This is a genomic window from Stenotrophomonas sp. YJH_SMC_17, assembly GCF_059371655.1.
Map to the genome: position 1 here is coordinate 837066 of NZ_JCAFUU010000002.1, position 24094 is coordinate 861159.

Genomic DNA, 24094 nt, shown 5'->3' on the forward strand with positions numbered 1-24094 from the left:
TTGTCCGCAACGTCCGTGCTGCACCGCATGCGTTGCCACCGGTGGCCTGCTGGCGTGGCTGAACGCGCGAAAGCATACCTGAATCGGGGGCGCATGCAGCGCCGCCCGATTCAATGCCTCGACCAACCCGTGGCAGCGGGCAGGGGCGACGACTCAGAAGGCATAGGCGGCCTGCACATAGACCCGTCGTGGCTCGCCCGGGAAATGCCCGTTCCGGGCGATGAAGCCACTGGCCGCATACACCTTGTCGAACAGGTTCTTGACGTTGGCCTGGAACTGCCATTGCTTCCACGTGGTCTTCCAGCTCATGTCGAACACGGTATAGGCCTTCACCGCCTGCCCATCCAGGCTGACGCGTTCGCCGACGTGGTCCGCGCCGAAGCCAATGGCCGAATGGATCGCCGGCAGGTCGTAACGTGTCCACAGGCCCAGCGTGTTGCGTGGTGCATTGGCAAAACGGTCGCCGGAGGCATTGGTGATGCCGCCCGGGCCCGCGTCCTTCACCCGCGCATCGTTGTAGGCGTAGGTCAGGTTCACCACCCAACGTTCGGTGACGTCGGCCAGCAGGTCCAATTCCATGCCGGTGCTGCGTACCAGCCCCAGCGCGGCCAACTGGTTCACGCCACCGATCACCGCGCCGGTGGCCTGCACGATGTTGCTGCGATCGATGCGATACGCCGCCATGGTCACGCTGACGCGCTCGGCCAGCAGCGATTTCAGCCCGACCTCCCACTGCTTGCTGCGCTCGGCATCGAACGGGCCACCGGCGGCCGGGTTCTGGTTTGCCGCACTCTGCGGCACGAAGCCGCTGGCCACGTTGGCGTAGACGTTCAGTCCATCGCGCACGGTAAACGTGCTGCCCAGCCGCCAGCTGAGATCGTTGCCATCGACACCGCTGCCGGCGATGCGATCCTCATCCTTGAAACCATCCCAGCGCAGCCCGGCCAGCACATGCCAGCGCGGGCCCAGCGCCAGCTCATCCTGCAGGTAACCGCCATAGCGTTTGCTGCGGGTGGACGTGCTGCGCCAGGGCAGGGCGCCCAGGTTGTAGTCGTGCCAGGTGCTGGCGCCGTACACCGGGTTGAACAGGTCGATGCCGCGCACCGGGCCCGCCCCGCGTGCCAGGTCGGCACTGTTTGCCGTCTGCGCGGTGAAGTCGGCGTCGAGCTGGTACACGTCGGCACCGAACAGCACCTTGTGTCCGATGCGGCCGGTGTCGATCCGCCACACCGCATTGGCATTGGCGGTGAACGCCTCATTGTCGCGGATCTGGTTGCGCAGCTGCCGGGTCATCCATTCGGCCACGCCATCGCGGTCGCGGTCGATCAGGCCCATCGGCTCGTGGTACATCTGGTGCTCGTTGTTGCTGAACCAGCGTGCGGCGACCTCCACGTCCAGATCGTCCCGCGGGGCGAAGCGGTACTGCGCCAGCGCCACCCTGGCGCGCATGTCGAGGAAATCGCTGGCCTCGTTGTGGTTCCAGCGGCGGTTGGTCATGAAGGTGCCGGCATCGTCCACCGGCACGCCGCGCAGGCGGTTGCCGCCCAGGTTCTGGGTGATGTCGGTGAACTGCAGCACCAGCTCGCCGGTCTGGCCCACGTCGAAGGCCAGCGAGGCATCGCCGATCACGCTTTCGCTGTCTGCGTTCCAGCGCAGGCCCCGCTCGGTATCCCCGTACAGCCCGGCGCGATAGCGGATGCTGCCGGTGGCGTTCAGTGGGCCGGTGCCCTCGACCGAGCCGGCACGGAAGCCCTCGTTGCCCATCTGCACTTCGATGCGGCGCTCGGCGGTGGCCTTCGGCTTGCGTGTCACGTAGTTGATGACGCCGCCGGCGTCTCCGCCGCCATACAGCGCTCCCGCCGGGCCCTTCAGCACCTCCACCCGTTCGATGTTGAACAGCTGTGGTACCGAGAAGCCGGCGTACGGGTCGCCACGCAGGCCGTCATACAGCACGTTTTCCTGACGGAAGCCGCGCAGGGTGACCCCGGCGTAGCTGAAGAAGCTGATGCCACTGATGCTGCGGTACAGGTCGGTGACCTGGCGTGCCGCCTGATCGTCGATCAGCTCGCGCGGAACCACCTGGATCGATTGCGGTACCAGCGCCAGTGGAGTGTCGGTGCGCGTGCCCACGGCGGCATCGTCCACCCGGTAGAGGGTCTGTGCCCGGCCGCGGACCTCGACCTTGTCCAGCGCCGTCGCGGTTGCAGGGGGTGATTCCGCGGCGTGGGCGAGGGTTGCCAAGGGTAAGGTCAGTGCGAGGTGCAGGGCGCGCTGGCGGAACAGAACGGTAGGCATGGGGGAGGTGTCGGTGATTGCAAATGAGAAAGAGTAGCATTTGCAATGCTTCGTGACCTATCCCCCGAATGCGCTATGGATGTGCACCCGGGTCTGTGTAGGGCGTGCCAGCCAGGGCGACCAGCACTCCGGTGGCGCCGCGCACGATCATCTGCACCATCGCCTCGCGGGGATCTTTGCCCAGTGCCTGGCTGGCCAGGCCCTTTTCGTAGGCGGCCACCATCGAGGCCACCAGCATGGCAGCGCCCAGACGCGCTTCCGCGTCGCCGGCGGGTCGCCCAATCGCCTCCGCCATCCACTGGGCCAGGTCGTCGGTCAGTTGCGCCTGCAGGCGCCGGGCATGCGCGACCAGTACCGGGCTGTCGGCCACTGTGGACCAGAACGCGGCGGCGCCAGGATTGATCCGCAACAACGGATGGCCGGAATCGAGCAGCTCGCGCACCAGCGACTGGAACGCCGCGAGCGGGGTCATTCCGCGCCGCGCCGCCATGCCCTCGCGCAGCAGTGCGCGCGCTTCTTCGTCACGGTCGAAGACCAGGTCTTCCTTGCTGGCGAAGTAGTTGAACACCGTCTTGCGCGAGACCCCGGCGGCCTCGGCGATCTCGGCTATGGACACGGCCTCGAAGCCGCGCGCGACGATCAGCCCGGTGGCAACGTCGGAAATCGTTTGGCGGGTCTCGGCTTTTCGCTGCTCGCGGCGGCCAGGCGGCGGGATCATGAGGGGTTCACTTGCGGAAACGTACACCGAGTGTAACCTTCTACTGGCCAGAGCGCCGGCCCGGCGCTCGTGAGGAATCCCCCCCATGCAGTACGACGTTGTCATTGCCGGGGCGGGCCCGGTGGGTCTGTTCCTGTCCTGCGAACTGGCCCAGGCCGGATGTTCGGTGCTTGTGCTGGAACAGGCCGGGTCCCCTGATTCGCCCTTGAAGCGCTTGCCGTTCGGCCTGCGTGGCTTGAACGCGCCTACCCTGGAGGCGCTGGACCGACGCGGCCTGCTGGACGCGGTGGTCGCAACGCAGGTGCTGAGGCCCGACAAAGGGCCGCCGCCGCCCGGCACCGCGCACTGGCTGGCACAGTCACGGCCGTTGGGCGGCCACTTCGCCGGCATTCCGTTCGCCTTGGAGGACGTGGACAGTGGGCGCTGGCCTCGCCGCCTGCCGACGCCAGTACCTGACCAGATGGCGGTGGCGTTGCAGTCACTGGAGGCGGTCCTGGCCGAACGTGCGATCGCCCTGGGTGTCCGCATCGTGCGTGGCTGTGCAGTGCTGGCTGTATCCCCGGATGAAGCAGGGATGGCCATTGAGACATCGGGTGCACCGGTTCATGGACGCTGGTTGGTCGGTTGCGATGGCGCCCGAAGCACGGTGCGCAAGCAGTCGGGCTTCGTGTTCGCAGGCAGCCCGCCGGAGTTCACGGGACACACGCTGCAAGTGGAGCTGGCGGACCCGACGGTGCTCACTCCGGGGCGTCAGTTCACCGAACATGGCATGTGCAATTTCAATCCGCCGGGCACGCTGGCGCTGGCCGATTTCGATGGCGGTGCAGGTCATCGCACGCCACTGGACCTGCGCACCGCCCAGGCCCTGCTGCGGCGGGTGTCAGGTCGCGAGGCAACGATCACCGCATTGCATCTGGCCACGACATGGACGGATGCCGCGCGCCAGGCAACGGCCTATCGCAGCGGCCGCGTGCTGTTGGCCGGAGACGCCGCGCACATGCATTCGCCGCTGGGAGGGCAGGGCCTGAACCTCGGCATCGGCGATGCCATGAACCTGGGTTGGAAATTGGCCGCAGTGGTGCGAGGCCAGGCCGCTGATTCACTGCTGGACAGCTATCAGGCTGAGCGCCATCCGATCGGCGCCAGGGTGCTGGACTGGTCGCGCGCCCAGGTGGCGCTGATGCGTCCGGGCCCCGGCTCGCGCGCGCTGGCGGCGGTGGTCGCCGATCTGGCCGCGACCCGCGACGGCGCCACCTATCTCGCCGAACGATTGTGGGGCGTAGCACAACCAGCGCTGTTCGATGGCGATCATCCGTGGGTTGGCCGAAGCGTGCTTGACGTCCGTCTGGCCGATGGACGTCGCATGGGAGAGCTGCTGCGTGCGGGGAAGGGCCTCCTGCTGGGACTCGATAGCGGTGTTTCGCTCGGCCCGATCATTGATCACGTGTCCCGGTCGTTTCCCTGCGTGATGTCCGCGGCGCGCGGCGCCCTGGGACTGGGCGCCGTGCTGGTGCGCCCTGACGGTATCGTTGCCTGGGCCTGCGATGCGGGCGGCGACGCATCGGGGCTGGAGTCCTCGCTGGAGCGATGGTTCGGTGTGCGGCGGTGACCGGCCCGCTAGCGGGCTGCTACCTCGGCCTGCGGGCGGCGCCCGGCTTCGCTCATCACCGAGGCCAGCTGCTTCAGTGAGTAAGGCTTGCGCAGCAGCGTGAAACCATGGCCAGGATCCCGGGCCAGCAACTCGCTGTAGCCGCTGGTGAGGATCACGGGAAGCTCAGGCAGGCGACTGCGGATGGTGCGGGCCAGATCCAGGCCGTTCATGCCTGGCATCACGACGTCGCTGAACACGACATGGAAACGGCCGGCATCATGTTCCAGCTCCTTCAGGGCCTCGTCGGCATTGCGCGCAAGTACCACGCTGTAATCCAACTCGCGCAGGGCTCCGACGGCAAACTCGGCCACGTCGACGTTGTCTTCCACAACCAGCACGCAGACGCCGTGACCATGCTGCAGACCCGGTTGCATCGCTGGCCGCTCAATTGTTCCTTTTTCCTGCGCCAGCGGCAGGTACAGCGTAAAGCGGGTACCCGTCCCGGCCCGGCTCTGTACGTCCACCTCGCCTTCTGACTGTTTGACGAAGCCGAACACCTGGCTGAGACCGAGTCCAGTCCCGGCGCCGACGCTTTTGGTGGTGAAAAAGGGCTCGAAAATGCGGTCGACCACGGCAGGGTCGATTCCCGCGCCGGTATCGGTCACGCTGATCGCGGCAAAATCGCCCTTCATCGGCGCGGCGAAGCGCACTGAAGGCACTGCGGTTACCCGCTCCACCTCGATGGTGACCTTGCCCTGTCCCTCGATCGCATCGCGGGCATTGACTGCGATGTTGATCAGTGCAGTGTCCAGCTGCGTCCGATCCAGCAGCACCGGCAACGGCGTGCCGGGCAAGGTCAACGAGACCTGGATGCGCGCACCCAGTACCGTGGTGATGATGTCCGAAAGCGCATGCACGCTCTCGCAGAGATCGAAGACCTCCGGCGACAGGCTCTGGCGACGGGAGAACGCTAGCAGCTGCGCGGTCAGCTTGGTGGCGCGGTCCGACGCTGTTGAAATGGCCTGGATGTACCGGCGCCGGTTGTCGTCCGTCGGCCAGGTGTGCAGGAGCATGTCGACCGAACCGGTGATGACCTGCAGCAGATTGTTGAAGTCGTGGGCCACCCCGCCGGTGAGCTGGCCGATCGCCTCCAGCTTCTGCGACTGGCGCAGCTGCTCGCGGGCGCGCACCAGTTCCAGGTGAGCCTCCCGTGCCTGCTCGGTGATCGCCGCCACCTGGCGGCTGTGTCGGTCCCGCTCGATCACCCGTTCGGTCTGCTCGCTGACCACGCACAGGATACCGGCGACGCTGCCGCAGCCGACGCGCAGCGGCGAATAGGAGAAGGTCCAGAATGTTTCACGCAGCACTCCGTCGCGATCCATCATCAAGGGCAGATTCTTGAAACTCCGGCTGATGCCGGCAAACGCGTCGTTGACGGCATGCACCACGTCCGGCCACACGTCGGCCCAGACATCTTCCAGACGGTTGCCCATCGCGCCGTGCAGCTTTCCCCCCAGCATCGGCAGGTAGGCATCATTGAAGAAGAACGCCTTGTCTTCGGTGCCCCAGGCAAGCCACAGGGGTTCGGGCGAATCCAGGATCATGGCCAGCAAGGTGCGAAGCTCGGAGGGCGCGCTGGTGGCCGTGGCCGAGCGGGCCCAGTCACTGTCCTGCAGCAGTCGGTAGGCGAGCTGGTCGGGTGCAGAGACAGGCAGGGGAAAAGGTTGCATGGCCGCCATGGGTACAGGAGGGGGCGCAGCATAGCCGAGCGGGTGTCATGGAGCCCTGCACACCCGCGGCACGAGGGGCAGCGGCCTCATATGCCCAGCAACGATGCCGGTTGCCAGTCCGACAGCCGGGCATGGCTGACCGGTTGGTGGCAGCCGCACCCATCGCAGCGGAACAGTGCTCCACCCGGCAGTTGTACCAGATTGTGTTCGCTGGCCGAGCTGGTCGACGAGCAATGCATGCAGGTAACAGTAAGCGCGGTGATGCGCTGCACGCTGCCTGACAGATCGAACACGGCATCGAAGGCGCGGATGACAGGGTGGCAGGGTTCCGGCATTTGAGTCTCTAGAGGATAAGGAAAGCGCATCGTTGCGGGTCGGCCGTGACGGAGCAGTCAGCTGGATGCATGGGCGTGATCAAGACAGACGCAGCAATCAGGAGCGTGGGTTTCAGTGATGCCTTTTCCCGCCGCTCAGACAGGCAATCCGCCCCAGCACACTTGTTATCTCGTAACAATTGCGCGATAGCCCGGCCCATGTGGCGATCAGGCGACGCAGATCGCCAGGATCATGCAAAGCGCCAGCATCAACACGAATACGCGCCGACTCAGTGCAAGGCAGGCCAGGTAGGCGGCCAGTGCCCAGGCACCCAGCAGCGCGCAGGCCAGCAGCCACAGCCCGATGGCCATCAGTGATCCACTTGCCAGCGCCGACAGCGCGATCGCCTTGAACAGCGCCACGCCCAGCACGCTGCCGAGCATGCCCGCCTGCAGGGCAATGGCATCGTGGCGCGCAGGGGCGGGGGAGTACATGTCGGCCGGGCTCGTTGAGTGGAAGGGCGGCGCAGGTACTGTGCCCGACCGCATATCCACGTCATGTGTTTTTCGCGTGCGCGTGGCGCAGCCGGTGCAGGCCTCAGTCGAACTCGCCCTCGGCCGATTCCAGCCGCTGCCGGTAGGCCGCCCGATGCTGGTACAACCGCTGGCATTCGGCGGATCGGTGGATGCGGCTGGCCGGTTCGTTGGCCACCGAGTCGCACATCCGCGCGATGTGGTTGTTGGCCGCCAGCTCAGTGACGAAGAACACGGCAGTGACGCCGGTGCCCAGCAGGACGAGATACAGCAGACGGCTGAGCCAGCGTGACAGCTTCCGCTGGAAATGCTGCTGGATGGTCAGGTCGAAGCGGATGATGCTGAGCACGATCCAGATGATCGCGACGAGGAAGCAGAGCGTCGGCAACAGGCCGCGCCAGATGCCTGCTTCGTACACCGACTCGCTGTAATGGACCGCGGCACCGGCACCGGCGATGGCGATGGCCAGCGCCCAGTTACGGCCCAGCGAGAGCAGGTCATCGAGCAGCTTCTCGCGGTTTCTGTTCGGTCCTGCTGCCACGTCGAGTCCTTCTGCATGCTGCGACCGGCGACGGACTGCCGCCGGCCATGCAGATGGTGGAGCATCGCTCCAGTGATGAGAAGCCCGCCCGCACGGTATCCGCCCGGGACGCCGCCGCCGTACCGACAGCGGCTGACGCCCCGTCGCGGTGATCAGCGGCTGCCGGCGACGGCGGCGTTGCGCTTCCTGTCCAGCATCACCGCCACGCCCCACAACAGCAGGCCGCCAATGGCGGTGGCGGCCCCGACGTAGCCGGTGCTGGCGGGGCTGAAGCCAGCGCTGATCGCCATGCCGCCCAGCCACGGACCGAGCGCATTGGCGGTATTGAAGGCGGCATGGTTGGAGGCGGCGGCCAGCGTCTGCGCCTCGCCGGCCACGTCCATCAGGCGGGTCTGCAGCACCGCGGCCAGCGCACCCATGGTGCCGACGGTGATGATCACCGGGCCGATCGTCCACGCTGACTGCGCGGCCAGCGGATACAGCAGCAGCATCACGATGGACCAGAGCAGCACCACGGCGGCGGCCTTGAAGTGGAACCTGTCGACCAGCCAGCCACCGGCGATGTTGCCGATGATCGCGCCGATGCCGAACACGCCCACTGCCAGTGGCATCCAAGATTCAGCCACGCCCGTGACCTGCACCAGGGTCGGCGCCAGGTAGGTGAACACGCAGAACATGCCGGCGAAGCCAACCGCGCCGATCGCCAGCGCCAGCCACACCTGAGTGGTATTGAAGGCACGCAGTTCGCGCATCGGCGAGGTACGCACTTCGTCCGGGTCTGGCAGCAGGAAGCGCGCGATCATCCCCACGGTGGCGATGGCCAGCACGCTGACCAGGGCAAAGGCGGTGCGCCAGCTCAGCTGCTGGCCCAGCCAGGTGGTCAGTGGGTTGCCGATCAGGATCGCGATCGACAGGCCCAGCAGCACGCGCGACATCGCCTGGCCACGCTGGCCGGCCGGGCTGATCGCCGCCGCCACCAGCATTGCCACCCCGAAGTAAGCGCCGTGCGGCAGGCCGGCCACAAAGCGCGCCACCAGCATCGTGCCGTAGTTCGGTGCCAGTGCACTGGCGAGGTTGCCGATGGCGTAGAAGCCCATCAGCGCCAGCAGCAGCTTGCGGCGCGGGAAGCTGGCGCCGACGAAGGCGAGGATGGGCGCACCGACGACCACGCCGATGGCATAGGCGCTGATCAGGTGGCCGACCTGGGTCTCGGAGATCGACAGGCCACGGCTGATCTCCAGCATCAGGCCCATGCTGGCGAACTCGCTGGTGCCGATGGCAAAGCCGCCCAGTGACAGGGCGAGGATGATCAGGGTGCGCTGACGGGGCGTCAGCCGCGCAGCCAGGGAAGAGTTGGGGCTCATGCGGGGGCGCGATGGGGGCGGGGAGCCGGCCATTGTACTGCTGCATCGCAGCAAGGGCAGCCGCAGTCAGGGTAAATCAGCGTTTGATCGGTGGCATGTTCGCCCACCCCGTCACCGTGCTGCGCGATCAGATGCCCAGCGCGGCCCGGGCGTGCGCATACTTGCCGCGCAGGCGCCCGGCCGTCGCCGCGTCGAGCATTGCCAGGCGCTGCGGATCGGCGTTGTCATTCAGATCGGCCTGCTTCACTTTCAGTGCCAGCGGGTGGGCGGCAATGCGCGCGTAGTAGCTGTCCGCGTCGGGGGCCGCGTCGCGGTTGAGCAGTTGCACCGCCTCGCGCAGCGGTGCGGGAAATGCCTCGATCCGGGCGGCAAACGCCGGGCAGTCTTCGGCTACGTCATGCAGCCAGGCCACCACTTCGGCGTCATCGTCGCCGCGCACTGCGGCCGCCACCCGCGCCACATGGCAGATGTAAGGCTGGCCGGCCTTGTCCATCTGGCCCGTGTGGGCCTCGGTGGCCAGTGTGCGTGCAAGTGCTACCCAGTCCATTGCAGTCTCCTTGGATGTCCGCAGACAGTTTCGCGCAGAAACCGCAGCGGTTGTGCATACGCCGATGACACTGCGACGGGCATGATGGCGGGGCAGGGGGCGCAGTGTTGACCCGACAAGGAGGAATGCGATGCAGGAATTCAGGCATGTGCTGGAAACCCGCGGCCGCTATCAGCTGGTAGCAGTGTCCTACGAGCCGGTGTACGCTCCGGGCGATGTGGTCGGCCATGCGGTCGTCGCCGACGATGGGGATCGTCTGACCGACCTGGTATCACTGGCCGAAGCGCGCCAACTGCTGTTGCAGCGGGTGCGTGAAGAGGGCGAAGAGCCCGGGCTGGAGAACGAAAACAACCTGCGGAAGAAGGCGTCGCGCTGGCGCCGCCGCTAGGCCGTCGCGCCCTCGTGCGCATCATGGAGGATCCGGGTGTTGCCCAGTAAGAAGTATTCGATCATCGCCATCATCACGCTGGCGACCCTGCTGCTTGGTTTCGTGTTTTCCGGCTACCTGACCCTGCTGTTCCTGGGGCTGGACACCAAGCTGTTCACCTGGAACACGTACTACCAGTACTACCACGCCATCGGCCAGCCGCAGGTCGCGCCGTTCGTGGGCAAGATCAAATGGGCCGGCTACGTGGGCTTCGGCCTGCCGCTGCTGGTGCTGCTGGTCACCGGCCTGGTGCTGCTGCTGAAGAAGGACAAGCGTTCGCTGCACGGCGATGCACGCTTTGCCACCGGCGCCGACCTGGCCAAGCATGGCATGTTCAAGAAGACCGGGCAGAGCATCGTGGTCGGCAGCCACAGCGGAAAGCTGGTGCGGCTGGACGGCCAGCAGTTCGTGATCCTGGCCGCGCCGACCCGCTCGGGCAAGGGCGTGGGCGTCGTCATCCCGAACCTGCTGGAGTACGGCGAATCGCTGGTGGTGCTGGACATCAAGCAGGAGAACTTCGACCTGACCAGCGGCTGGCGCGCCAGCCAGGGCCAGGAGATCTACCTGTTCAATCCCTTCGCAGAAGATCGCCGTACGCACCGCTGGAACCCGCTCAGTTACGTGTCCGATGACCCGGCGTTCCGGGTTTCGGACCTGATGAGCATTGCCGCGATGCTGTATCCCGACGGCGCCGAGGACCAGAAGTTCTGGGTCAGCCAGGCGCGCAACGCGTTCATGGCCTTCACCCTGTATCTGTTCGAGAACTGGGACGACGAGCGCAGCAGTGGTTTCCCGGGCGGCTCGGGCACGCCCACGCTGGGCGCTGTCTACCGGTTGTCATCGGGTGACGGCACCGAGTTGAAGAAGTACCTCAAGGCCTTGTCGGAGCGGCCGTTCCTCAGCGCCAACGCGCGCTCGGCGTTCGCCAACATGCTGTCCCAGGCCGATGAGACCTTCGCCTCGATCCTGGGCACCTTCAAGGAACCGCTCAATCCCTGGATCAATCCGGTGCTGGACAAGGCCACCAGCAGCAACGACTTCCTGCTGACCGACGTCCGCAGGAAGAAGATGACCATCTACATCGGCATCCAGCCGAACAAGCTGGCCGAGAGCCGGCTGATCATCAACCTGTTCTTCAGCCAGCTGATCAACCTCAATACCAAGGAACTGCCCAAGTCCAATCCGGACCTGAAGTACCAGTGCCTGCTGCTGATGGACGAGTTCACTTCGATCGGCAAGGTGGAGATCATCGCCTCGGCGGTGTCCTACATGGCCGGCTACAACATTCGCCTGCTGCCGATCATCCAGAGCATGTCCCAGCTCGATGCCACCTATGGCCGGGAAGTCTCGCGAACGATCATCACCAACCACGCGCTGCAGATCCTGTACGCGCCGCGCGAGCAGCAGGACGCCAACGACTATTCGGACATGCTGGGCTACACCACCATCCGAAAGAAGAACGTTACCCACGCCCGTGAGAAGACCCACAACTTCACCGAGGAGCGCCGTGCGCTGATGCTCCCGCAGGAGCTGAAGGCGATGGGGCCGGACAAGGAAGTGTTCCTCTACGAGGGCATACCGCATCCGGTGAAATGCGACAAGATCCGCTATTACAAGGACCGCTACTTCACTTCGCGGCTGCTGCCGAAAGTCGATGTTCCCATGCTTAACGTCTAATTCACGTCGCTAAATATGTGACATGGATTCATATTCATCGACATGAAAACGTGAGCTGAGTCAAAAATTGGGCATCTGTTCATAGATTTTCAGACTTGTCTGACATGGAATTGACGCGTGGGTGTGTAACTCTGTGTGCGTCATCCAGAAGTGCGTGTTGGATGGCAAAAGTTGTAACGCAGGGTGGCCAGGAGTTTGTGCCATGGAAACAAGGATGGTTTCGACGTTGGTGAGGGTATGCGGGTGTGTCGTCGACAGTGTCTGGCGGCCCCGCGACTTGGTTGGCAGCTTTCGGGCTGCAGGGGAGCCGGGGCAGGTGTGCTGCATGCCAGCGCGCCTCCCCGATTCCGGCGTGCGCCATGCAGCGCCGGACGACCAGGGAGCCAACGCTCGGGACTGCTTTTTCGTACGTCAAAGTGAAGCCCGTATGAATCAGGCGTTTATCGCGAAAATGTCCATCGCCGCAGTCGCGGCGCTGATGGTGGCAGGCTGTGCCACCAAGTCCGCCCCCGATTTTGGAGGCCGTTGGAAGCCGGTCAACCGCTTCGCCGCGGCCACGACCGAAATTCCGCTGTATTCCAGCTACGTCTACCAGGCCTCGCCGATGGATGGCACGCTCAAAGCCATGCTCGAGCGTTGGGCGAAGGATTCCGGACGCACGCTGGACTATCGCCTCAGCTCGGACTTCACCCTGTATGGCGCGGTTTCGAACATCGACACCACCAACGCGCAGCAGGCCGTGATCGACCTCACCGCAGCGTATGCGGCGCAAGGCATCTCCGTCTCCATCGTCGGCAACCAGATCGTTGTGCAGAGCGCTGGCTCGACGCCCACCGCGTCGGCGCAGGGCGCTGATTCCAAAAGCGGCACCTGAGTCCACATAGAAATCATCGAACGTGCCGCTCCCCGCGCCTGTCGCAGGGGCTCCACGCCCATTGATGTTTCAGCAGTACGGAAGAATCCATGTTCCGCAAGAAGGATCCCGGCAATAGTCCCAAGGTCGAGCAGTCGGTCGCCAAGGCGGTCAGCTACGAGATCACCGTGGCCGATATGGCGCGTCGCAGTGAGCGCCGTGCCTGGTGGGTGGCCACCGGCTCATTGCTGATGTCGCTCGCACTGGCTGGCGGCTACTACTACATGCTGCCGCTGAAGGAGAAAGTGCCGTTCCTGGTGATGGCCGATGCCTATACGGGTACCGCTACCGTGGCGCGACTGCGTGGCACGTTCCAGGGCGAGACCATCACCGCCAACGAAGCCATCAACCGCAGCAACGTCGCCCAGTACGTGCTGGCGCGCGAATCGTACGACTCGGCGGTGATGGGCCTGCGTGACTGGGAACTGGTGTTCGTGATGTCCAACGGCCCGGTGTCGCAGTCGATGCGGCAGCGATATGCCGGCAACAACCCGCAGAACCCGTTCGTGATGTACGGCCGGGAGAAGGCCATCCGGGTCAAGATCCTCAGCATCACGCCGCTGGGCGCAGAGCCCAATGGCAGCTTCCGCGGCGCCTCGGTACGCATCCAGCGCAGCCTGCTGGACAAGCGCACCGGTGCGTCCACGTACCTTGACAACCAGCTGGTGACGATGCGCTTCGAGTACAACCAGAACCTGGCGCTGTCCGAGCAGGATCGCATCCTCAATCCGCTGGCCTTCCAGGTCACCGAGTATCGCGTCGACAACGACTACTCGCGTGGTGTTCCGGTGCCGGACGACGGCGCCATGCAGGCGCAGGCCCAGCAGGCGGCACAGCAGGCAGCGCAGCAGGCAGCGCAGCAGGCGCAAGGCGTGTACGACCCGAACAATCCGGCCGCCGCCACCATGATCGACCCGGTCACCGGCCAGCCGGTCGCCGCACCGGTGCCGGCCAACGGCCAGGTCCCGGGCCAGCCGATGCCAGGCCAGCCTGTGCCGGGACAGCCCGTGCAGGGGCAAGCAATGCCGGGGCAGGCCATGCCCGGACAGCCGGCCATGAGGCCGGTGCAGAACAATTCCACCGGAACTGCTGATGGAGCAAGCAACCGATGAGTAGTCGAAAGATCAGGGGACGCGCGCTGGCGCTGCTGTCGATGTTGTCGCTGTTGTTTTCTGCAGCAGCGATGGCGCAGGCGGTGGACCACTACGAATACGAGAAGGACCGCATCTATCCGGTTCGCACCGGCCTGGGACTGACAACCCAGATCGAGCTGAGCCCGAACGAGAAGATCCTCGACTACAGCACCGGCTTCAGCAGCGGCTGGGAGCTGACGCGCCGCGAGAACGTGTTCTACCTCAAGCCGAAGAACGTCGACGTGGACACCAACATGATGGTGCGCACCGAAACCCACTCCTACATCTTCGAACTGAAGGTGGTGGCGACCGACTGGCGTCAGCTGGAGCAGGCGCGTCGTGCCGGCGTGCAGTACAAGATCGCCTTCGTCTATCCGAATGACACCGTGTTCGGCGTCGCCCAGGAAGCGGTCGAGGAAGAAGCCAAGCCGTTGCTGAGCGCTGAACTGGCCAAGGATCGCCAGTACAACTTCAACTACTCCTACTCGACCAGCAAGGCGAAGAAGATGGGCTGGCTGATCCCGGTCAACGCCTATGACGATAGCCGTTTCACCTATCTGAAGCTGCCGAACTCGCCCGAATACAAAACCGGCATCTTCCCGGCCGTTTTCGGTCGTGAAACGGAATACGGTGAAGACTTCGTGGTCAACACCACGGTTGAAGGCAACACGCTGATCGTGCACGGGACCTACCCGTACCTGGTCATCCGCCACGGCGACTTCGTCGTCGGCCTGCGAAGGAACGTGAAGAAATGAGTCAGCAGAACACCCCGGGCAACGACCCGAACCCGTCTCCCTATTCCCAGGGCGCCGCAGGCCAGGAGCCGCCGTCCAATCCTTACTTCGGCAACGCAACCGAACAGCAGGCCGCGCCTGATCTTGATGCAGGAGCCCCGCAGCTGCGCTCGGCAGAGGAACAGCGCCTGAACCGCAAGGCGTTGCTGTTCCTGGGCGGTATCGTGCTGCTGCTGATGGCAATGGGTTTCCTGCTGTTCCGAAAGGGGCAGGACGATGCAGCCGAGCAGAAGAAGCCGCAGGAAGAAGCACGCGCCACCACGCCGCAGCTTCCGAGCGTTGTCGGGGCGACCGAGCCGGCGCCCCCGATCGCGGTTGCCGATCCGATCCCGATGCTGCCGCCTCCGCCGCAGCAGGAAGTGCCAATGCCGGGCTTCCCGATGGGCAACGAGGCCAAGGCGGATCATGATCGCGGACCGACGCTGATGGACCGTCGCATGGGCAGCGGCTCCGGCGTGGGCGGAAGCGAGGCGGGCGGCGCCGCCAACGGCCAGAGCGGCTCCGACTACAACCAGGCGATGATCGCGGCCATGCAGGCGGCGGCCAATCCGCAAGCGCAGCCGCAGAAGGTGCGCCGTGGACCGGATGTGGAGGATGTCTCCAGTGCCACCTACATCCGCAGTCCGGATGCACTGCTGGTGCGGGGCACGTACCTGCGCTGCGTGCTGGAAACCCGCATCATCACCGACATCGCTGGCTACACCTCGTGCCTGCTGACGGAGCCGGTGTACTCGATCAACGGCCGCAACCTGCTGCTGCCGAAGGGCTCCAAGATCTATGGCGCTTACGGTGGTGGTCCCACCGGAAAGCGCGTGGAAGTCATCTGGGATCGCATCACCACCCCCAATGGCATCGACGTGGCCATGTCCAGCCCCGGTACCGATGGCCTGGGCGGCGCCGGCCATCCAGGCCAGTACAGCGCGCATTGGGGCAGCCGTATCGCCTCGGCGTTGATGATCAGCCTGCTGGCCGACGCGTTCAAGTACGCCGCTGCCGAGCACGGTCCGGAGACCACGACCGTGGCCAACAACGGCATGACCATCCAGTCGCCCTATGAAAGCGCCACCGCACGCACCATGGAGCGCCTGGCCAACGAAGCTCTCGGCAGCAGTCGCCGTCCGCCCACCGTCACCATCAACCAGGGCACCGTGGTGAATGTCTACGTCGCCAAGGACGTCGATTTCACCAACGTGCTGCATCCCCGCCGGTAACCCAACGAACGACCATGGACGCTGAAGTGTCACCCCTCGCCCTCGTCTCCAGCGACTTCCTGCGCTATCAGTACGAAGTGCTGGGCATCGCCGAGTACATGACTTCGCCGGAAGTGACGGAAATCTGCATCAACCGTCCCGGCGAGCTGTACCTGGAAACCCGGGCCGGGTGGCAGCGGGTGGAGGTGCCGAGCCTGACCTTCGAGCGGGCCCGGCAGTTCTGCACGGCGGTGGTGAACGAGAGCAACACCGGGCAGCGCATCACCGATGCCGATCCGGTGGTCTCGCTCACGTTCCCGACCGGTCAGCGTGCGCAGTTCGTGATTCCACCGGCCTGTGATGCGGGCAAAGTGTCGATCACCATCCGCCTGCCGTCCAAGCACACCAAGTCGCTCACGCAGTACCACGAGGATGGATTCTTCAACCAGATCCTGGAAAGCGACGGCAGCATCAGCGAGCATGACCGCGAGCTGCTCGAGCTGCGCCATTCACGCGAATACGCCGAGTTCTTCCGGCGTGCGGTGATGTACCGCAAGAACATCGTGGTATCGGGTGCAACCGGTAGCGGCAAGACCACCTTCATGAAGGCGCTGGTCAATCACATTCCCGACAGCGAGCGCCTGGTCACGATCGAGGACGCCCGCGAACTGTTTCTGACCCAGCCCAACGTGGTCCACCTGCTGTATTCGAAGGGTGGACAGAGCGCCAGCAATGTCACTGCCAAGAGCTGCATGGAGGCCTGCCTGCGCATGAAGCCCGAACGCATCATCCTCGCCGAGCTGCGAGGCGATGAAGCGTTCTACTTCATCCGCAACTGCGCATCCGGCCATCCCGGCTCGATCACCAGCTGCCACGCCGGCAGCCCGGAGCAGACCTGGGACCAGCTGGCACTGATGGTGAAGGCTTCCAGCGAAGGCTCGGGCCTGGAATTCAACGTGATCAAGCGCCTGCTGATGATGACCATCGACATCGTCGTCCACATCAAGGCGCATGCCGGTTCGCGCTACATCACCGGTATCGACTTCAATCCTGGGCGTGCCCAGGGGCAGGAGGGCTGAGGGATGCTGCCAGGACTTGAAATGATGGCGTGCCCGGAGATGGCCGTGTCGATGGACGTGATGCAGCACGTCATCAATGTCGAATCGTCGCGCAATCCCTACGCGATAGGCGTGGTGGGTGGAGCGCTGGTGCGCCAGCCCAAGGCGCTGGACGAGGCATTGGCCACCGTGCGCATGCTGGAAGAGAAGGGCTACAACTTCTCCATCGGCCTGGCCCAGGTCAACCGCTACAACCTGGGCAAGTACGGGCTGGATTCGTACGAGAAAGCGTTCCAGCAGTGCCCGAACCTGCAGGCCGGATCCCGCATCCTCGCCGAGTGTTACAAGCGCTCGGGTGGCGATTGGGGCAAGTCGTTCAGCTGCTACTACTCGGGCAATTTCGAAACGGGCTTTCGTCACGGCTATGTGCAGAAGGTCTACGACTCGATCCGCCGTGGGCAGCAGGTCGCCAGTAATGGCGTTGCGCCGATCGACGTGGTGAGCCGTGGCGAGCGCCGCAGCGTGAAGATCGAGCATCACCCGCAGCTGGCGTCGCCGGCACAGGCGCGCATTGTCGCCCAGTCGAACGGACCGGTGTACGTTCCTTCGGATGATCCGGCACGTGCGTACGTGGTGTACCCGTCCACCGGTGCGATGGCGCGCGGCAGTCTGCTGAATATTGCCGATCAGGGGCTGTCCAAGGTCGTCCTGGGGTCGGTGGACCGGATGATGCAGCCCCAGCAGGCAGGTCAGCAGGGCGGGGCTGCACAGCCGCAGCAGGCGCAGTTCCCGCAGGGCATGGCGCAGCGCCTGCCGTCCCAGAACAGCTTGGCAATGCCGCAACAGCTTCCTGGTGCCGCGGGCGGCACCGACAATGGCCCGGTGATGCTGCGTCCGTGGAGCGAACGCAACCTGCCGGTGGCGGAAAGCGCAGATTCGTACAACGCGCCGGCGCAGGGCGCGCCGGTGCAGCAGATTCCCGCAGGGGATGCGGCCTTCGTGTTCTGACGAAGTCGTGGTGCGGCCAGTCCCCCGGCTGGTCGATTCAGTTGTGTTAGTCCATCAACAAGGAAATCAATCCATGAAGCGATCCAATCTCGACCTCGTCCAGGCCCAGCGCACGCTGAAGACCCTGCTGATGGCAACGATCTTCGTCGGCGCATTGTTCGCCCCGCAGGTGTTCGCCACCAACGGCGCCACCAACTACGGCGGTACCGACGGCAAGGTCTGCGGCTTCTTCTCCAACATCAATGGCCTGCTGAACATGGCCTCGATTGCCGTCGTCACCATCGCGGTCATCTTCGCCGGCTATCAGATTGCCTTCGCGCACAAGCGAATCAGCGAGGTCTCGCCGATCCTGATCGGTGGCGTCCTGATCGGTGCCGCCGGCCAGATCGCCCGCATGCTGCTGGGTGACGAGTACGGCACCTGCGAAGGCAAGACCGGCATGCTGATCCAGCAGGCAGTGCTCTACTACAGTGCATAAGAACGTCGTCTTCCGCGGTTGCACTCGCCCGGCAATGTTCCTGGGCGTTCCCTACCTGCCATTCTTCATGGTGGCAGGTGGGTTGCTGCTGCTGAGCGTCTACACCAATTTCTGGTTCCTGCTCACCATTCCGGTAGCAATCTTCATCATGCGGCAGATGGCCAAACGTGACGAGATGATCTTTCGTCTGATGGGCCTGCGCCTGATGTTCAAGCTGCGGGTGCGCAACGTGCAGCAGCACGACGGCATGTGGGTATTCAACCCGAATCATTACCGCAACAAGCCGGCCCGAATGGATTGAGGTCCGGAATGGCCTGGCGGGCGCGTGCTGCCCGCCAGGCCACCTCGAAGTTCCCTGGCAGCAACTCTTTGGAAGCAGTCGTATGTTCAGCCCAGATACCTCCATCAGTGAGTTCATTCCCCTGTCGACGCATGTCGCCCCGAACGTGGTCAAGACCACGGGCGGTGACTACCTGTTGACCTGGTACCTGGAGGGGCTGCCGTTCGTCGGACGTGAGGAATGGGAACTCGAGCATCGGCACAACACCTTCAATCGCCTGCTGCAGACGCTGCGCGCGCCGGACTTCGTCAACGTGGCTTTCTGGGTGCACGACATCCGGCGCCGTCGCACGTTGAAAGGCAAGAGCACCTACCGGCAGCGCTTCAACCAGGACGTGTCCGATCAGTACATGGGCATGCTGTCCTCGCAGCGCATCATGCAGAACGAGCTGTACCTGACCATGATCTATCGCCCGGTGGTATCGGGTAAGCGCTTCGTGGAGAAGTCGGCGAACGTCGATCGCCTGCGTGCCGAGCAGGAACAGGCCATCGAGAAGCTGATGGAGCTGGCCGGCAACGTCGAGGCAGTGATCCGTGATTACGCGCCGTATCGCCTGGGCATGTATGAGGCAAAGAATGGCGTGGTGTTCTCCGAGACGCTGGAGTTGTTCGGCTACCTGATCAACCGCATCGACGAGCCGGTTCCGGTGCTGCCGGCGCCGATCAAGGATTACCTGCCGGTCAGCCGGCACATGTTCTCGGCCAAGACCGGCGACTTTGTCATCAACACCCCGAATGGTGCCAACCACTTCGGTGCCATCCTCAACATCAAGGAGTATGCCGAGGGCACCTACCCGGGCATTCTCAACGGCCTGAAGTACCTGGACTACGAGTATGTCATCACCCATTCGTTCAGCCCGATGGGGCGCCAGGACGCGCTGAAGGTGCTCGACCGCACCAAGGGCATGATGATCTCCTCCGGCGACAAGGCGGTCAGCCAGATCGTCGAGCTGGACCAGGCCATGGATCAGTTGTCGTCCGGCAACTTCGTGCTGGGCGAGTACCACTTCATCATGGCGGTCTACGGCGATACCCAGGCCAAGCTCTCGCAGAACGTGGCCTCGACCCGCGCCGAGCTGTCCAATGCCGGGTTCGTGTCGACCAAGGAAGACCTCGCGGTTACCTCGTCGTTCTATTCGCAGCTGCCGGGCAACTGGCGCTACCGTACGCGCCTGGCCAATGTCAGCTCGCTGAATTTCCTGGGCCTGTCGCCGCTGCACAACTTTGCCACCGGCAAGCAGCACAACAACCCCTGGGGTGACTGCGTCACCACGCTGCAGACCACCAACGGCCAGCCGTATTACTTCAACTTCCACGCGACCCATCCGTCGGAGAACTCGCTGGGCGAGAAGGCCATCGCCAACACCATGGTGATCGGCAAATCCGGTACCGGCAAGACCGCGCTGATCAACTTCCTGCTCAGCCAGGTCCAGAAGTACGAGCCGTCACCGACCATCTTCTTCTTCGACAAGGACCGCGGCGCGGAGATCTTCGTGCGCGCCTGCGGTGGCAACTACCTCGCGCTGGAGAACGGTGCGCCGACCGGCTTCAACCCGTTCCAGTGCGAGAACAACGAGTCGAACGTGCAGTTCCTGGCCGACCTGATCAAGGTGCTGGCCGGCAAGCGCGAGTACAGCGCCCGTGAGGAAGAGGACATCTACCGCGCGGTGGAGAGCATGCTCGATACGCCGATGCACCTGCGCAGCATGACCAACTTCCAGAAGAGCCTGCCCAACATGGGCGATGACGGTCTCTACGCGCGGATGCGCCGCTGGACCTCGGGCAACTCGCTGGGCTGGGTGTTCGACAACCCGGTCGATACCGTTGATCTCAGCAAGGCCAACATCATCGGGTTCGACTACACCGACATCATCGACAACCCTGAAGTGCGCGTGCCGGTCATCAATTACCTGCTGCACCGCCTGGAGTCACTGATCGACGGCCGTCCGCTGATCTATGTGATGGACGAATTCTGGAAGATCCTAGACGGCGAGGGTGGCCTGAAGGAGTTCGCGAAGAACAAGCAGAAGACCATCCGTAAGCAGAACGGCCTGGGCATCTTCGCTACGCAGAGCCCGGAGGATGCGCTGAAGAGCGACATCTCCGCGGCGCTGATCGAACAGACCGCCACGCTGATCCTGCTGCCGAACCCGAACGCCAGCAAGAGCGACTACATGGATGGCCTGAAGCTGACCGAGGCCGAGTTCAAGGTGGTTACCGCGCTGGACGAGCGTTCGCGCTGCTTCCTGGTCAAGCAGGGTCATGCCTCGAGCGTCTGCCAGCTCAACCTGCGCGGCATGGACGACATCCTGTCGGTGATCTCGGCCTCGACCGACAACATCGACATCATGCATCGCGTGCTGCAGACGGCAGCGGTCCGCAACCGTGTGACGGTGGACGAGCTGACCCCGGATCAGTGGCTGGACGCGTTCTACAAGAATCGAAAGGGCTCGGGCAAGCGGGCCGAACAGGATCAGGAGGAGACGGCATGAACCTGCCCACTCAAACGAACAAGGAAACTGCCATGACGACCGAAACCCAACGCAAGCCCATTCGCCGGCGTCGCATGGCGCCCCTGATGGCCGCCGTACTGACGCTGGGCCTGACCGTGAGCACCGGCACCAGCCCGGCGCAGGCGATGACCGTCTATGACCCGTTCAACTGGGTCATGAACTTCCTGCAGGAGATGAAGGCCGGCAAGGAGTACTTCGAGACGGCCGCGCGCTGGAGCCAGACGGCAGAGCAGTACGGCAAGACCATCGACAACTGGCTGTCCAAGCTGCAGAACTGGACCCAGATCATTGCTTCGCCGCTGATGCCGCCGACGCCCACACTGACCAAGATTCCCGAAAACTGGAACGTGGCCGAAAAGTGCGGTGGCGATTCCATGATCAGCATGAGCGGCCTGATGGCGGTGCTGAACATGAGCCCGGGTGGCGATATCGGCGCGCAGCAGCGTGCGATCTGCTCGTACATCCAGGTGCTTGAGAACAAGAAGTACAACGAGACCGTCGAGGTCGTGCAGATGTCCATGCCGGCAATGGAGCAGATGCTGCAGCAGCTGCGCCGGATCCGCAATGCGTTCAAGAACGAAGGCGCGCTGCAGGAGGATATCTCCAACAACACGGCAACCGCGGTCGAACTCGATAAGGCATTCAAGAAGTGGGAAACCACCGTCAAGGTCTACGATCAGCAGATTCTTGCCCTTCAGGGGCGGCAGAAGAACCTGGCCGAGCGCGCGTTGCGTGGCGAGCGCAATCCGATTGGCAGCGTCATCAAGGCCGGCGCGCTGAAGGCCGCGCTTTCGAAGTGAATCACGTGCGCAACGCACTCCAGCAGGGCCCCGATGCGGGGCGGGTGATGTGATGAGTCAGGGAATGATGCACGGTATGGTGTTCAATGATCTGTTGCACGGCACGTTGTTCGCGTCGGTGGGCGACTTCGTCTTCTTCCGGCTGATCCTGGATTATCTGCGCGACGAGATCACCAACTTCGGTAACGGTATCCTGAGCCGGATGATGACCTGGGTCGGCACGATGGCGTTGGTGCTGATGACGCTGTGGGTGCTCATCCAAGGCTTCCGCATCGTGACCGGACGGAGCCGTGACTCGATGGCTGCGCTGATGACGAACATGGCGCGCGCCGCCCTGATCGTTACCGTCGCGACGTCGATGGCGATGTTCGGAACCAAGCTGCAGAACTTCCTGACCGGCGATGTGCAGGACCAGATCACCTACATTGTGACCGGCAAGAAGTCGACCGCGGAGGAGCTGATCGACAAGAACCTGGGCTACATGCAGCTGGCACTCACGTCGGTAAGCGTGCTGGATGTGGCCGGCGACGTGGCGCTGGATAGTGCCAAGACCCGCGCGATGTGGTTCATCGGCCTGGGAACGGGCGGTCCCGCCGTGACTGCGGGTGCGATGCTGCTGCTGTACCAGATCGCGCTGGCGCTGTTCATCGGATTCGGACCACTGTTCATCCTGTGCCTGCTGTTCGAGCAGACAAAGTCGCTGTTCCAACGATGGTTGTTCTATGGCATCGGCACCATGTTCTCGATGGCGGTGCTGGCGGCGATGACCGGCATTGCCATGGAAATGGTGGCACGCGTGGCGGCTTCGTTCTGGGGCGCATCCGCGCTGGGTGCACTGCTGGGGTCGAACCTGACCGAGGGCATGAGCAGCATGGCGCTGCAGCAGGGCGGCATGGGCCTGATCCTGACGACACTGATCCTGACTGCGCCCCCAATGGCCGCGATGTTCTTCCAGGGCACCCTGGGTACCTTCATGGCATATTCGCAGATAGGCGGTAGCGCGGTGCCGACGTCGCCGGGTCCGAATGGGCAGCCGCCGGGTTCTAGTGGGTCGGGCGGAGGAATGTACATGCCTCCTGTTCCCACCAATTCGAGGGCCTCAAGTCAGGTTCCGGTTCAAGATACGATGCCTAGATTTGGAGGCGCGACCACTGAATCTCCGATTCAGAGTGGGCAGCGCGGCAATGCTGGAACAATGAATTCGTAACTCTTCGGGAATTGGAGGCCATGATGCGAACGACTTTGACCTACATAGTTCTCGTTGTATTGTTGTTATGCGTACACTCCGCATCAGGAGAAGGTGGGTGCCCCCCAGGGTCGTATCCGATTGGTGGGCAGGGTGTCCAGGGTTGCGCGCCAATTCCTGGTGCAGTTGGTGGAACGGCATCGCCCTCTGCTCCCGCTCCTGCTCAGCCGTTGGGGGAGTGGTTGACGAGATGGGGAGCCGTGGCTGAATCGCCTACGTCAAATCTCGTCGGCACCGCAGCCAATGAGTCCAGCGAGCGTCGTGCGGTGGATGTGGCGATCAAGAAGTGCGCCGCAGAGGGTGCAAAGGACTGCAAGTCTTCGGTCACCTATTACAACCAATGCGTTGCATTCGCTGTACCGTCCTCAGGAAAGGGGCAGGGCTCCTTGGATACGGCGGTAGATGCAGAGACCGTCGCTGGAAATGCAATTGGTCATTGTCGGGATACCGGAGGCGGAAAGTGCGCCGTCGTCTATTCCGAATGCTCCTTGCCCGTCTTCCGGAAGTACTGATAAGACTTCGGATAGGTCAACGGCGCAGAACGGGAAGCTGTGCAAGCGTGCGCCGCCTTTTGGGCGCGTGATCAGGGGCGGCATGACTTCCTTCAGTTGGTGCGCTTTCTGGATCACCCTGAGCGGGGGAAGTACATAGTCCCTGTCCGGCATGGATACGGTCTGGCGCAGGCGGAGGCTACGGGGGCGCCTCAAGGGAGGTGCTGGAACCAACCGTCGTGAGCACGTACAGCATCTTACGCAGATTGCACTGAGCCTCTGTTCAATGTTTAGAAGGTGCTGATCCATCGATGCTTCAGCTGGGTGTTCGGCATGCGAACCAGGATAGCCACGCTGTACAAGGTGTCCGTAGCGAATGCTCACGCGAACGAC

General features: G+C 63.9%; 23 protein-coding genes. 15 read left to right on the forward strand and 8 right to left on the reverse strand.

All coding sequences use genetic code 11. From position 1 onward, the window contains the following. Positions 1-153: 153 nt before the first annotated feature. Positions 154-2295: a TonB-dependent siderophore receptor gene (locus AC5P8Z_RS08905; protein ID WP_495228815.1), complete on the reverse strand. Its 2142-nt coding sequence runs from the start codon at positions 2293-2295 to the stop codon at positions 154-156. A 73-nt stretch (positions 2296-2368) separates the two neighbouring features. Next, a complete protein-coding gene (locus AC5P8Z_RS08910) occupies positions 2369-3013 on the reverse strand; it encodes a TetR/AcrR family transcriptional regulator (protein WP_495228816.1) in 645 nt (214 codons plus the stop codon). A gap of 85 nt (positions 3014-3098) precedes the next feature. On the opposite strand from AC5P8Z_RS08910, the gene AC5P8Z_RS08915 reads away from it, so the two are divergent. Beyond that, a complete protein-coding gene (locus tag AC5P8Z_RS08915) occupies positions 3099-4622 on the forward strand; it encodes an FAD-dependent monooxygenase (RefSeq protein ID WP_495228818.1) in 1524 nt (507 codons plus the stop codon). Between the two features lie 8 nt (positions 4623-4630). Here AC5P8Z_RS08915 and AC5P8Z_RS08920 read toward each other — a convergent pair whose 3' ends face one another. The 6 genes from AC5P8Z_RS08920 to AC5P8Z_RS08945 form a co-directional block, all read right to left on the reverse strand. Next, positions 4631-6334: an ATP-binding protein gene (locus tag AC5P8Z_RS08920; RefSeq protein ID WP_345783120.1), complete on the reverse strand. Its 1704-nt coding sequence runs from the start codon at positions 6332-6334 to the stop codon at positions 4631-4633. A gap of 86 nt (positions 6335-6420) precedes the next feature. After that, positions 6421-6699 carry a hypothetical protein gene (locus AC5P8Z_RS08925; protein ID WP_495228819.1) on the reverse strand — a complete coding sequence of 93 codons (279 nt, stop codon included), beginning with the start codon at positions 6697-6699 and terminating at the stop codon, positions 6421-6423. Positions 6700-6876: 177 nt separating this feature from the next. Further along, positions 6877-7143, reverse strand: a complete 267-nt coding sequence (locus AC5P8Z_RS08930; protein WP_495228821.1) for a hypothetical protein — start codon at positions 7141-7143, stop codon at positions 6877-6879. Positions 7144-7246: 103 nt separating this feature from the next. Continuing rightward, positions 7247-7723, reverse strand: a complete 477-nt coding sequence (locus tag AC5P8Z_RS08935) for a hypothetical protein (protein ID WP_295568745.1) — start codon at positions 7721-7723, stop codon at positions 7247-7249. A 152-nt stretch (positions 7724-7875) separates the two neighbouring features. After that, a complete protein-coding gene (locus AC5P8Z_RS08940) occupies positions 7876-9087 on the reverse strand; it encodes an MFS transporter (protein ID WP_495228822.1) in 1212 nt (403 codons plus the stop codon). Between the two features lie 127 nt (positions 9088-9214). After that, positions 9215-9634 carry a phosphohydrolase gene (locus tag AC5P8Z_RS08945; RefSeq protein ID WP_286068903.1) on the reverse strand — a complete coding sequence of 140 codons (420 nt, stop codon included), beginning with the start codon at positions 9632-9634 and terminating at the stop codon, positions 9215-9217. Positions 9635-9764: 130 nt separating this feature from the next. On the opposite strand from AC5P8Z_RS08945, the gene AC5P8Z_RS08950 reads away from it, so the two are divergent. The 14 genes from AC5P8Z_RS08950 to AC5P8Z_RS09015 all read left to right on the forward strand — a co-directional run bounded on the left by AC5P8Z_RS08950 (position 9765) and on the right by AC5P8Z_RS09015 (position 23722). Continuing rightward, on the forward strand, positions 9765-10022 hold the full coding sequence (locus AC5P8Z_RS08950) for a hypothetical protein (protein ID WP_005410128.1): 258 nt from the start codon (positions 9765-9767) through the stop codon (positions 10020-10022). Positions 10023-10058: 36 nt separating this feature from the next. Beyond that, positions 10059-11738, forward strand: a complete 1680-nt coding sequence (locus AC5P8Z_RS08955) for a type IV secretory system conjugative DNA transfer family protein (protein WP_286068898.1) — start codon at positions 10059-10061, stop codon at positions 11736-11738. A 427-nt stretch (positions 11739-12165) separates the two neighbouring features. Beyond that, a complete protein-coding gene (locus AC5P8Z_RS08960; RefSeq protein WP_295568748.1) occupies positions 12166-12612 on the forward strand; it encodes a hypothetical protein in 447 nt (148 codons plus the stop codon). 89 nt (positions 12613-12701) lie between these two features. Next, the gene (locus tag AC5P8Z_RS08965; protein WP_495228823.1) at positions 12702-13763 is read left to right on the forward strand and encodes a VirB8 family type IV secretion system protein; all 1062 of its coding nucleotides are present in this window, start codon (positions 12702-12704) and stop codon (positions 13761-13763) included. Beyond that, complete coding sequence (locus AC5P8Z_RS08970; protein WP_049455402.1) at positions 13760-14539, forward strand: TrbG/VirB9 family P-type conjugative transfer protein; 780 nt, start codon at positions 13760-13762, stop codon at positions 14537-14539. Before AC5P8Z_RS08965 ends, AC5P8Z_RS08970 begins: the two co-directional genes overlap by 4 nt. Then, positions 14536-15789, forward strand: coding sequence for a TrbI/VirB10 family protein (locus AC5P8Z_RS08975; protein ID WP_295568750.1), 1254 nt, complete (start codon positions 14536-14538; stop codon positions 15787-15789). Before AC5P8Z_RS08970 ends, AC5P8Z_RS08975 begins: the two co-directional genes overlap by 4 nt. 14 nt (positions 15790-15803) lie before the next feature. Then, positions 15804-16847: a P-type DNA transfer ATPase VirB11 gene (virB11, locus tag AC5P8Z_RS08980; protein WP_049455400.1), complete on the forward strand. Its 1044-nt coding sequence runs from the start codon at positions 15804-15806 to the stop codon at positions 16845-16847. A gap of 3 nt (positions 16848-16850) precedes the next feature. Next, the gene (locus AC5P8Z_RS08985) at positions 16851-17834 is read left to right on the forward strand and encodes a lytic transglycosylase domain-containing protein (protein WP_495228824.1); all 984 of its coding nucleotides are present in this window, start codon (positions 16851-16853) and stop codon (positions 17832-17834) included. A gap of 73 nt (positions 17835-17907) precedes the next feature. Further along, entirely contained in the window at positions 17908-18312 is a 405-nt protein-coding gene (locus AC5P8Z_RS08990; protein ID WP_053443246.1) for a TrbC/VirB2 family protein, read from the forward strand. Continuing rightward, positions 18305-18613, forward strand: coding sequence for a VirB3 family type IV secretion system protein (locus AC5P8Z_RS08995; RefSeq protein WP_080392955.1), 309 nt, complete (start codon positions 18305-18307; stop codon positions 18611-18613). The genes AC5P8Z_RS08990 and AC5P8Z_RS08995 overlap by 8 nt, the downstream gene beginning before the upstream one ends. Positions 18614-18695: 82 nt before the next feature. Further along, positions 18696-21143 carry a VirB4 family type IV secretion/conjugal transfer ATPase gene (locus tag AC5P8Z_RS09000; protein WP_164191462.1) on the forward strand — a complete coding sequence of 816 codons (2448 nt, stop codon included), beginning with the start codon at positions 18696-18698 and terminating at the stop codon, positions 21141-21143. 32 nt (positions 21144-21175) lie between these two features. Then, positions 21176-21964: a TrbJ/VirB5 family protein gene (locus tag AC5P8Z_RS09005; protein ID WP_231298632.1), complete on the forward strand. Its 789-nt coding sequence runs from the start codon at positions 21176-21178 to the stop codon at positions 21962-21964. Positions 21965-22016: 52 nt separating this feature from the next. Continuing rightward, a complete protein-coding gene (locus AC5P8Z_RS09010) occupies positions 22017-23171 on the forward strand; it encodes a TrbL/VirB6 family protein (RefSeq protein ID WP_495228826.1) in 1155 nt (384 codons plus the stop codon). 23 nt (positions 23172-23194) lie between these two features. Beyond that, on the forward strand, positions 23195-23722 hold the full coding sequence (locus AC5P8Z_RS09015) for a DUF4189 domain-containing protein (protein ID WP_409349630.1): 528 nt from the start codon (positions 23195-23197) through the stop codon (positions 23720-23722). The last annotated feature ends 372 nt before the right edge of the window (positions 23723-24094 follow it).

Coding starts and splice junctions, on each gene's coding strand:
- AC5P8Z_RS08960 (WP_295568748.1), top strand. CDS start 12,166: ATGAATCAGGCGTTTATCGCGAAAATGTCCATCGCCGCAGTCGCGGCG.
- AC5P8Z_RS08910 (WP_495228816.1), bottom strand. CDS start 3,013: ATGATCCCGCCGCCTGGCCGCCGCGAGCAGCGAAAAGCCGAGACCCGC.
- AC5P8Z_RS08950 (WP_005410128.1), top strand. CDS start 9,765: ATGCAGGAATTCAGGCATGTGCTGGAAACCCGCGGCCGCTATCAGCTG.
- AC5P8Z_RS08990 (WP_053443246.1), top strand. CDS start 17,908: ATGAAGCGATCCAATCTCGACCTCGTCCAGGCCCAGCGCACGCTGAAG.
- AC5P8Z_RS08925 (WP_495228819.1), bottom strand. CDS start 6,699: ATGCGCTTTCCTTATCCTCTAGAGACTCAAATGCCGGAACCCTGCCAC.
- AC5P8Z_RS08915 (WP_495228818.1), top strand. CDS start 3,099: ATGCAGTACGACGTTGTCATTGCCGGGGCGGGCCCGGTGGGTCTGTTC.
- AC5P8Z_RS08945 (WP_286068903.1), bottom strand. CDS start 9,634: ATGGACTGGGTAGCACTTGCACGCACACTGGCCACCGAGGCCCACACG.
- AC5P8Z_RS09005 (WP_231298632.1), top strand. CDS start 21,176: ATGACGACCGAAACCCAACGCAAGCCCATTCGCCGGCGTCGCATGGCG.
- virB11 (WP_049455400.1), top strand. CDS start 15,804: ATGGACGCTGAAGTGTCACCCCTCGCCCTCGTCTCCAGCGACTTCCTG.
- AC5P8Z_RS09015 (WP_409349630.1), top strand. CDS start 23,195: ATGCGAACGACTTTGACCTACATAGTTCTCGTTGTATTGTTGTTATGC.
- AC5P8Z_RS08940 (WP_495228822.1), bottom strand. CDS start 9,087: ATGAGCCCCAACTCTTCCCTGGCTGCGCGGCTGACGCCCCGTCAGCGC.
- AC5P8Z_RS08930 (WP_495228821.1), bottom strand. CDS start 7,143: ATGTACTCCCCCGCCCCTGCGCGCCACGATGCCATTGCCCTGCAGGCG.
- AC5P8Z_RS08920 (WP_345783120.1), bottom strand. CDS start 6,334: ATGCAACCTTTTCCCCTGCCTGTCTCTGCACCCGACCAGCTCGCCTAC.
- AC5P8Z_RS08970 (WP_049455402.1), top strand. CDS start 13,760: ATGAGTAGTCGAAAGATCAGGGGACGCGCGCTGGCGCTGCTGTCGATG.
- AC5P8Z_RS09000 (WP_164191462.1), top strand. CDS start 18,696: ATGTTCAGCCCAGATACCTCCATCAGTGAGTTCATTCCCCTGTCGACG.
- AC5P8Z_RS08975 (WP_295568750.1), top strand. CDS start 14,536: ATGAGTCAGCAGAACACCCCGGGCAACGACCCGAACCCGTCTCCCTAT.
- AC5P8Z_RS09010 (WP_495228826.1), top strand. CDS start 22,017: ATGAGTCAGGGAATGATGCACGGTATGGTGTTCAATGATCTGTTGCAC.
- AC5P8Z_RS08985 (WP_495228824.1), top strand. CDS start 16,851: ATGCTGCCAGGACTTGAAATGATGGCGTGCCCGGAGATGGCCGTGTCG.
- AC5P8Z_RS08965 (WP_495228823.1), top strand. CDS start 12,702: ATGTTCCGCAAGAAGGATCCCGGCAATAGTCCCAAGGTCGAGCAGTCG.
- AC5P8Z_RS08905 (WP_495228815.1), bottom strand. CDS start 2,295: ATGCCTACCGTTCTGTTCCGCCAGCGCGCCCTGCACCTCGCACTGACC.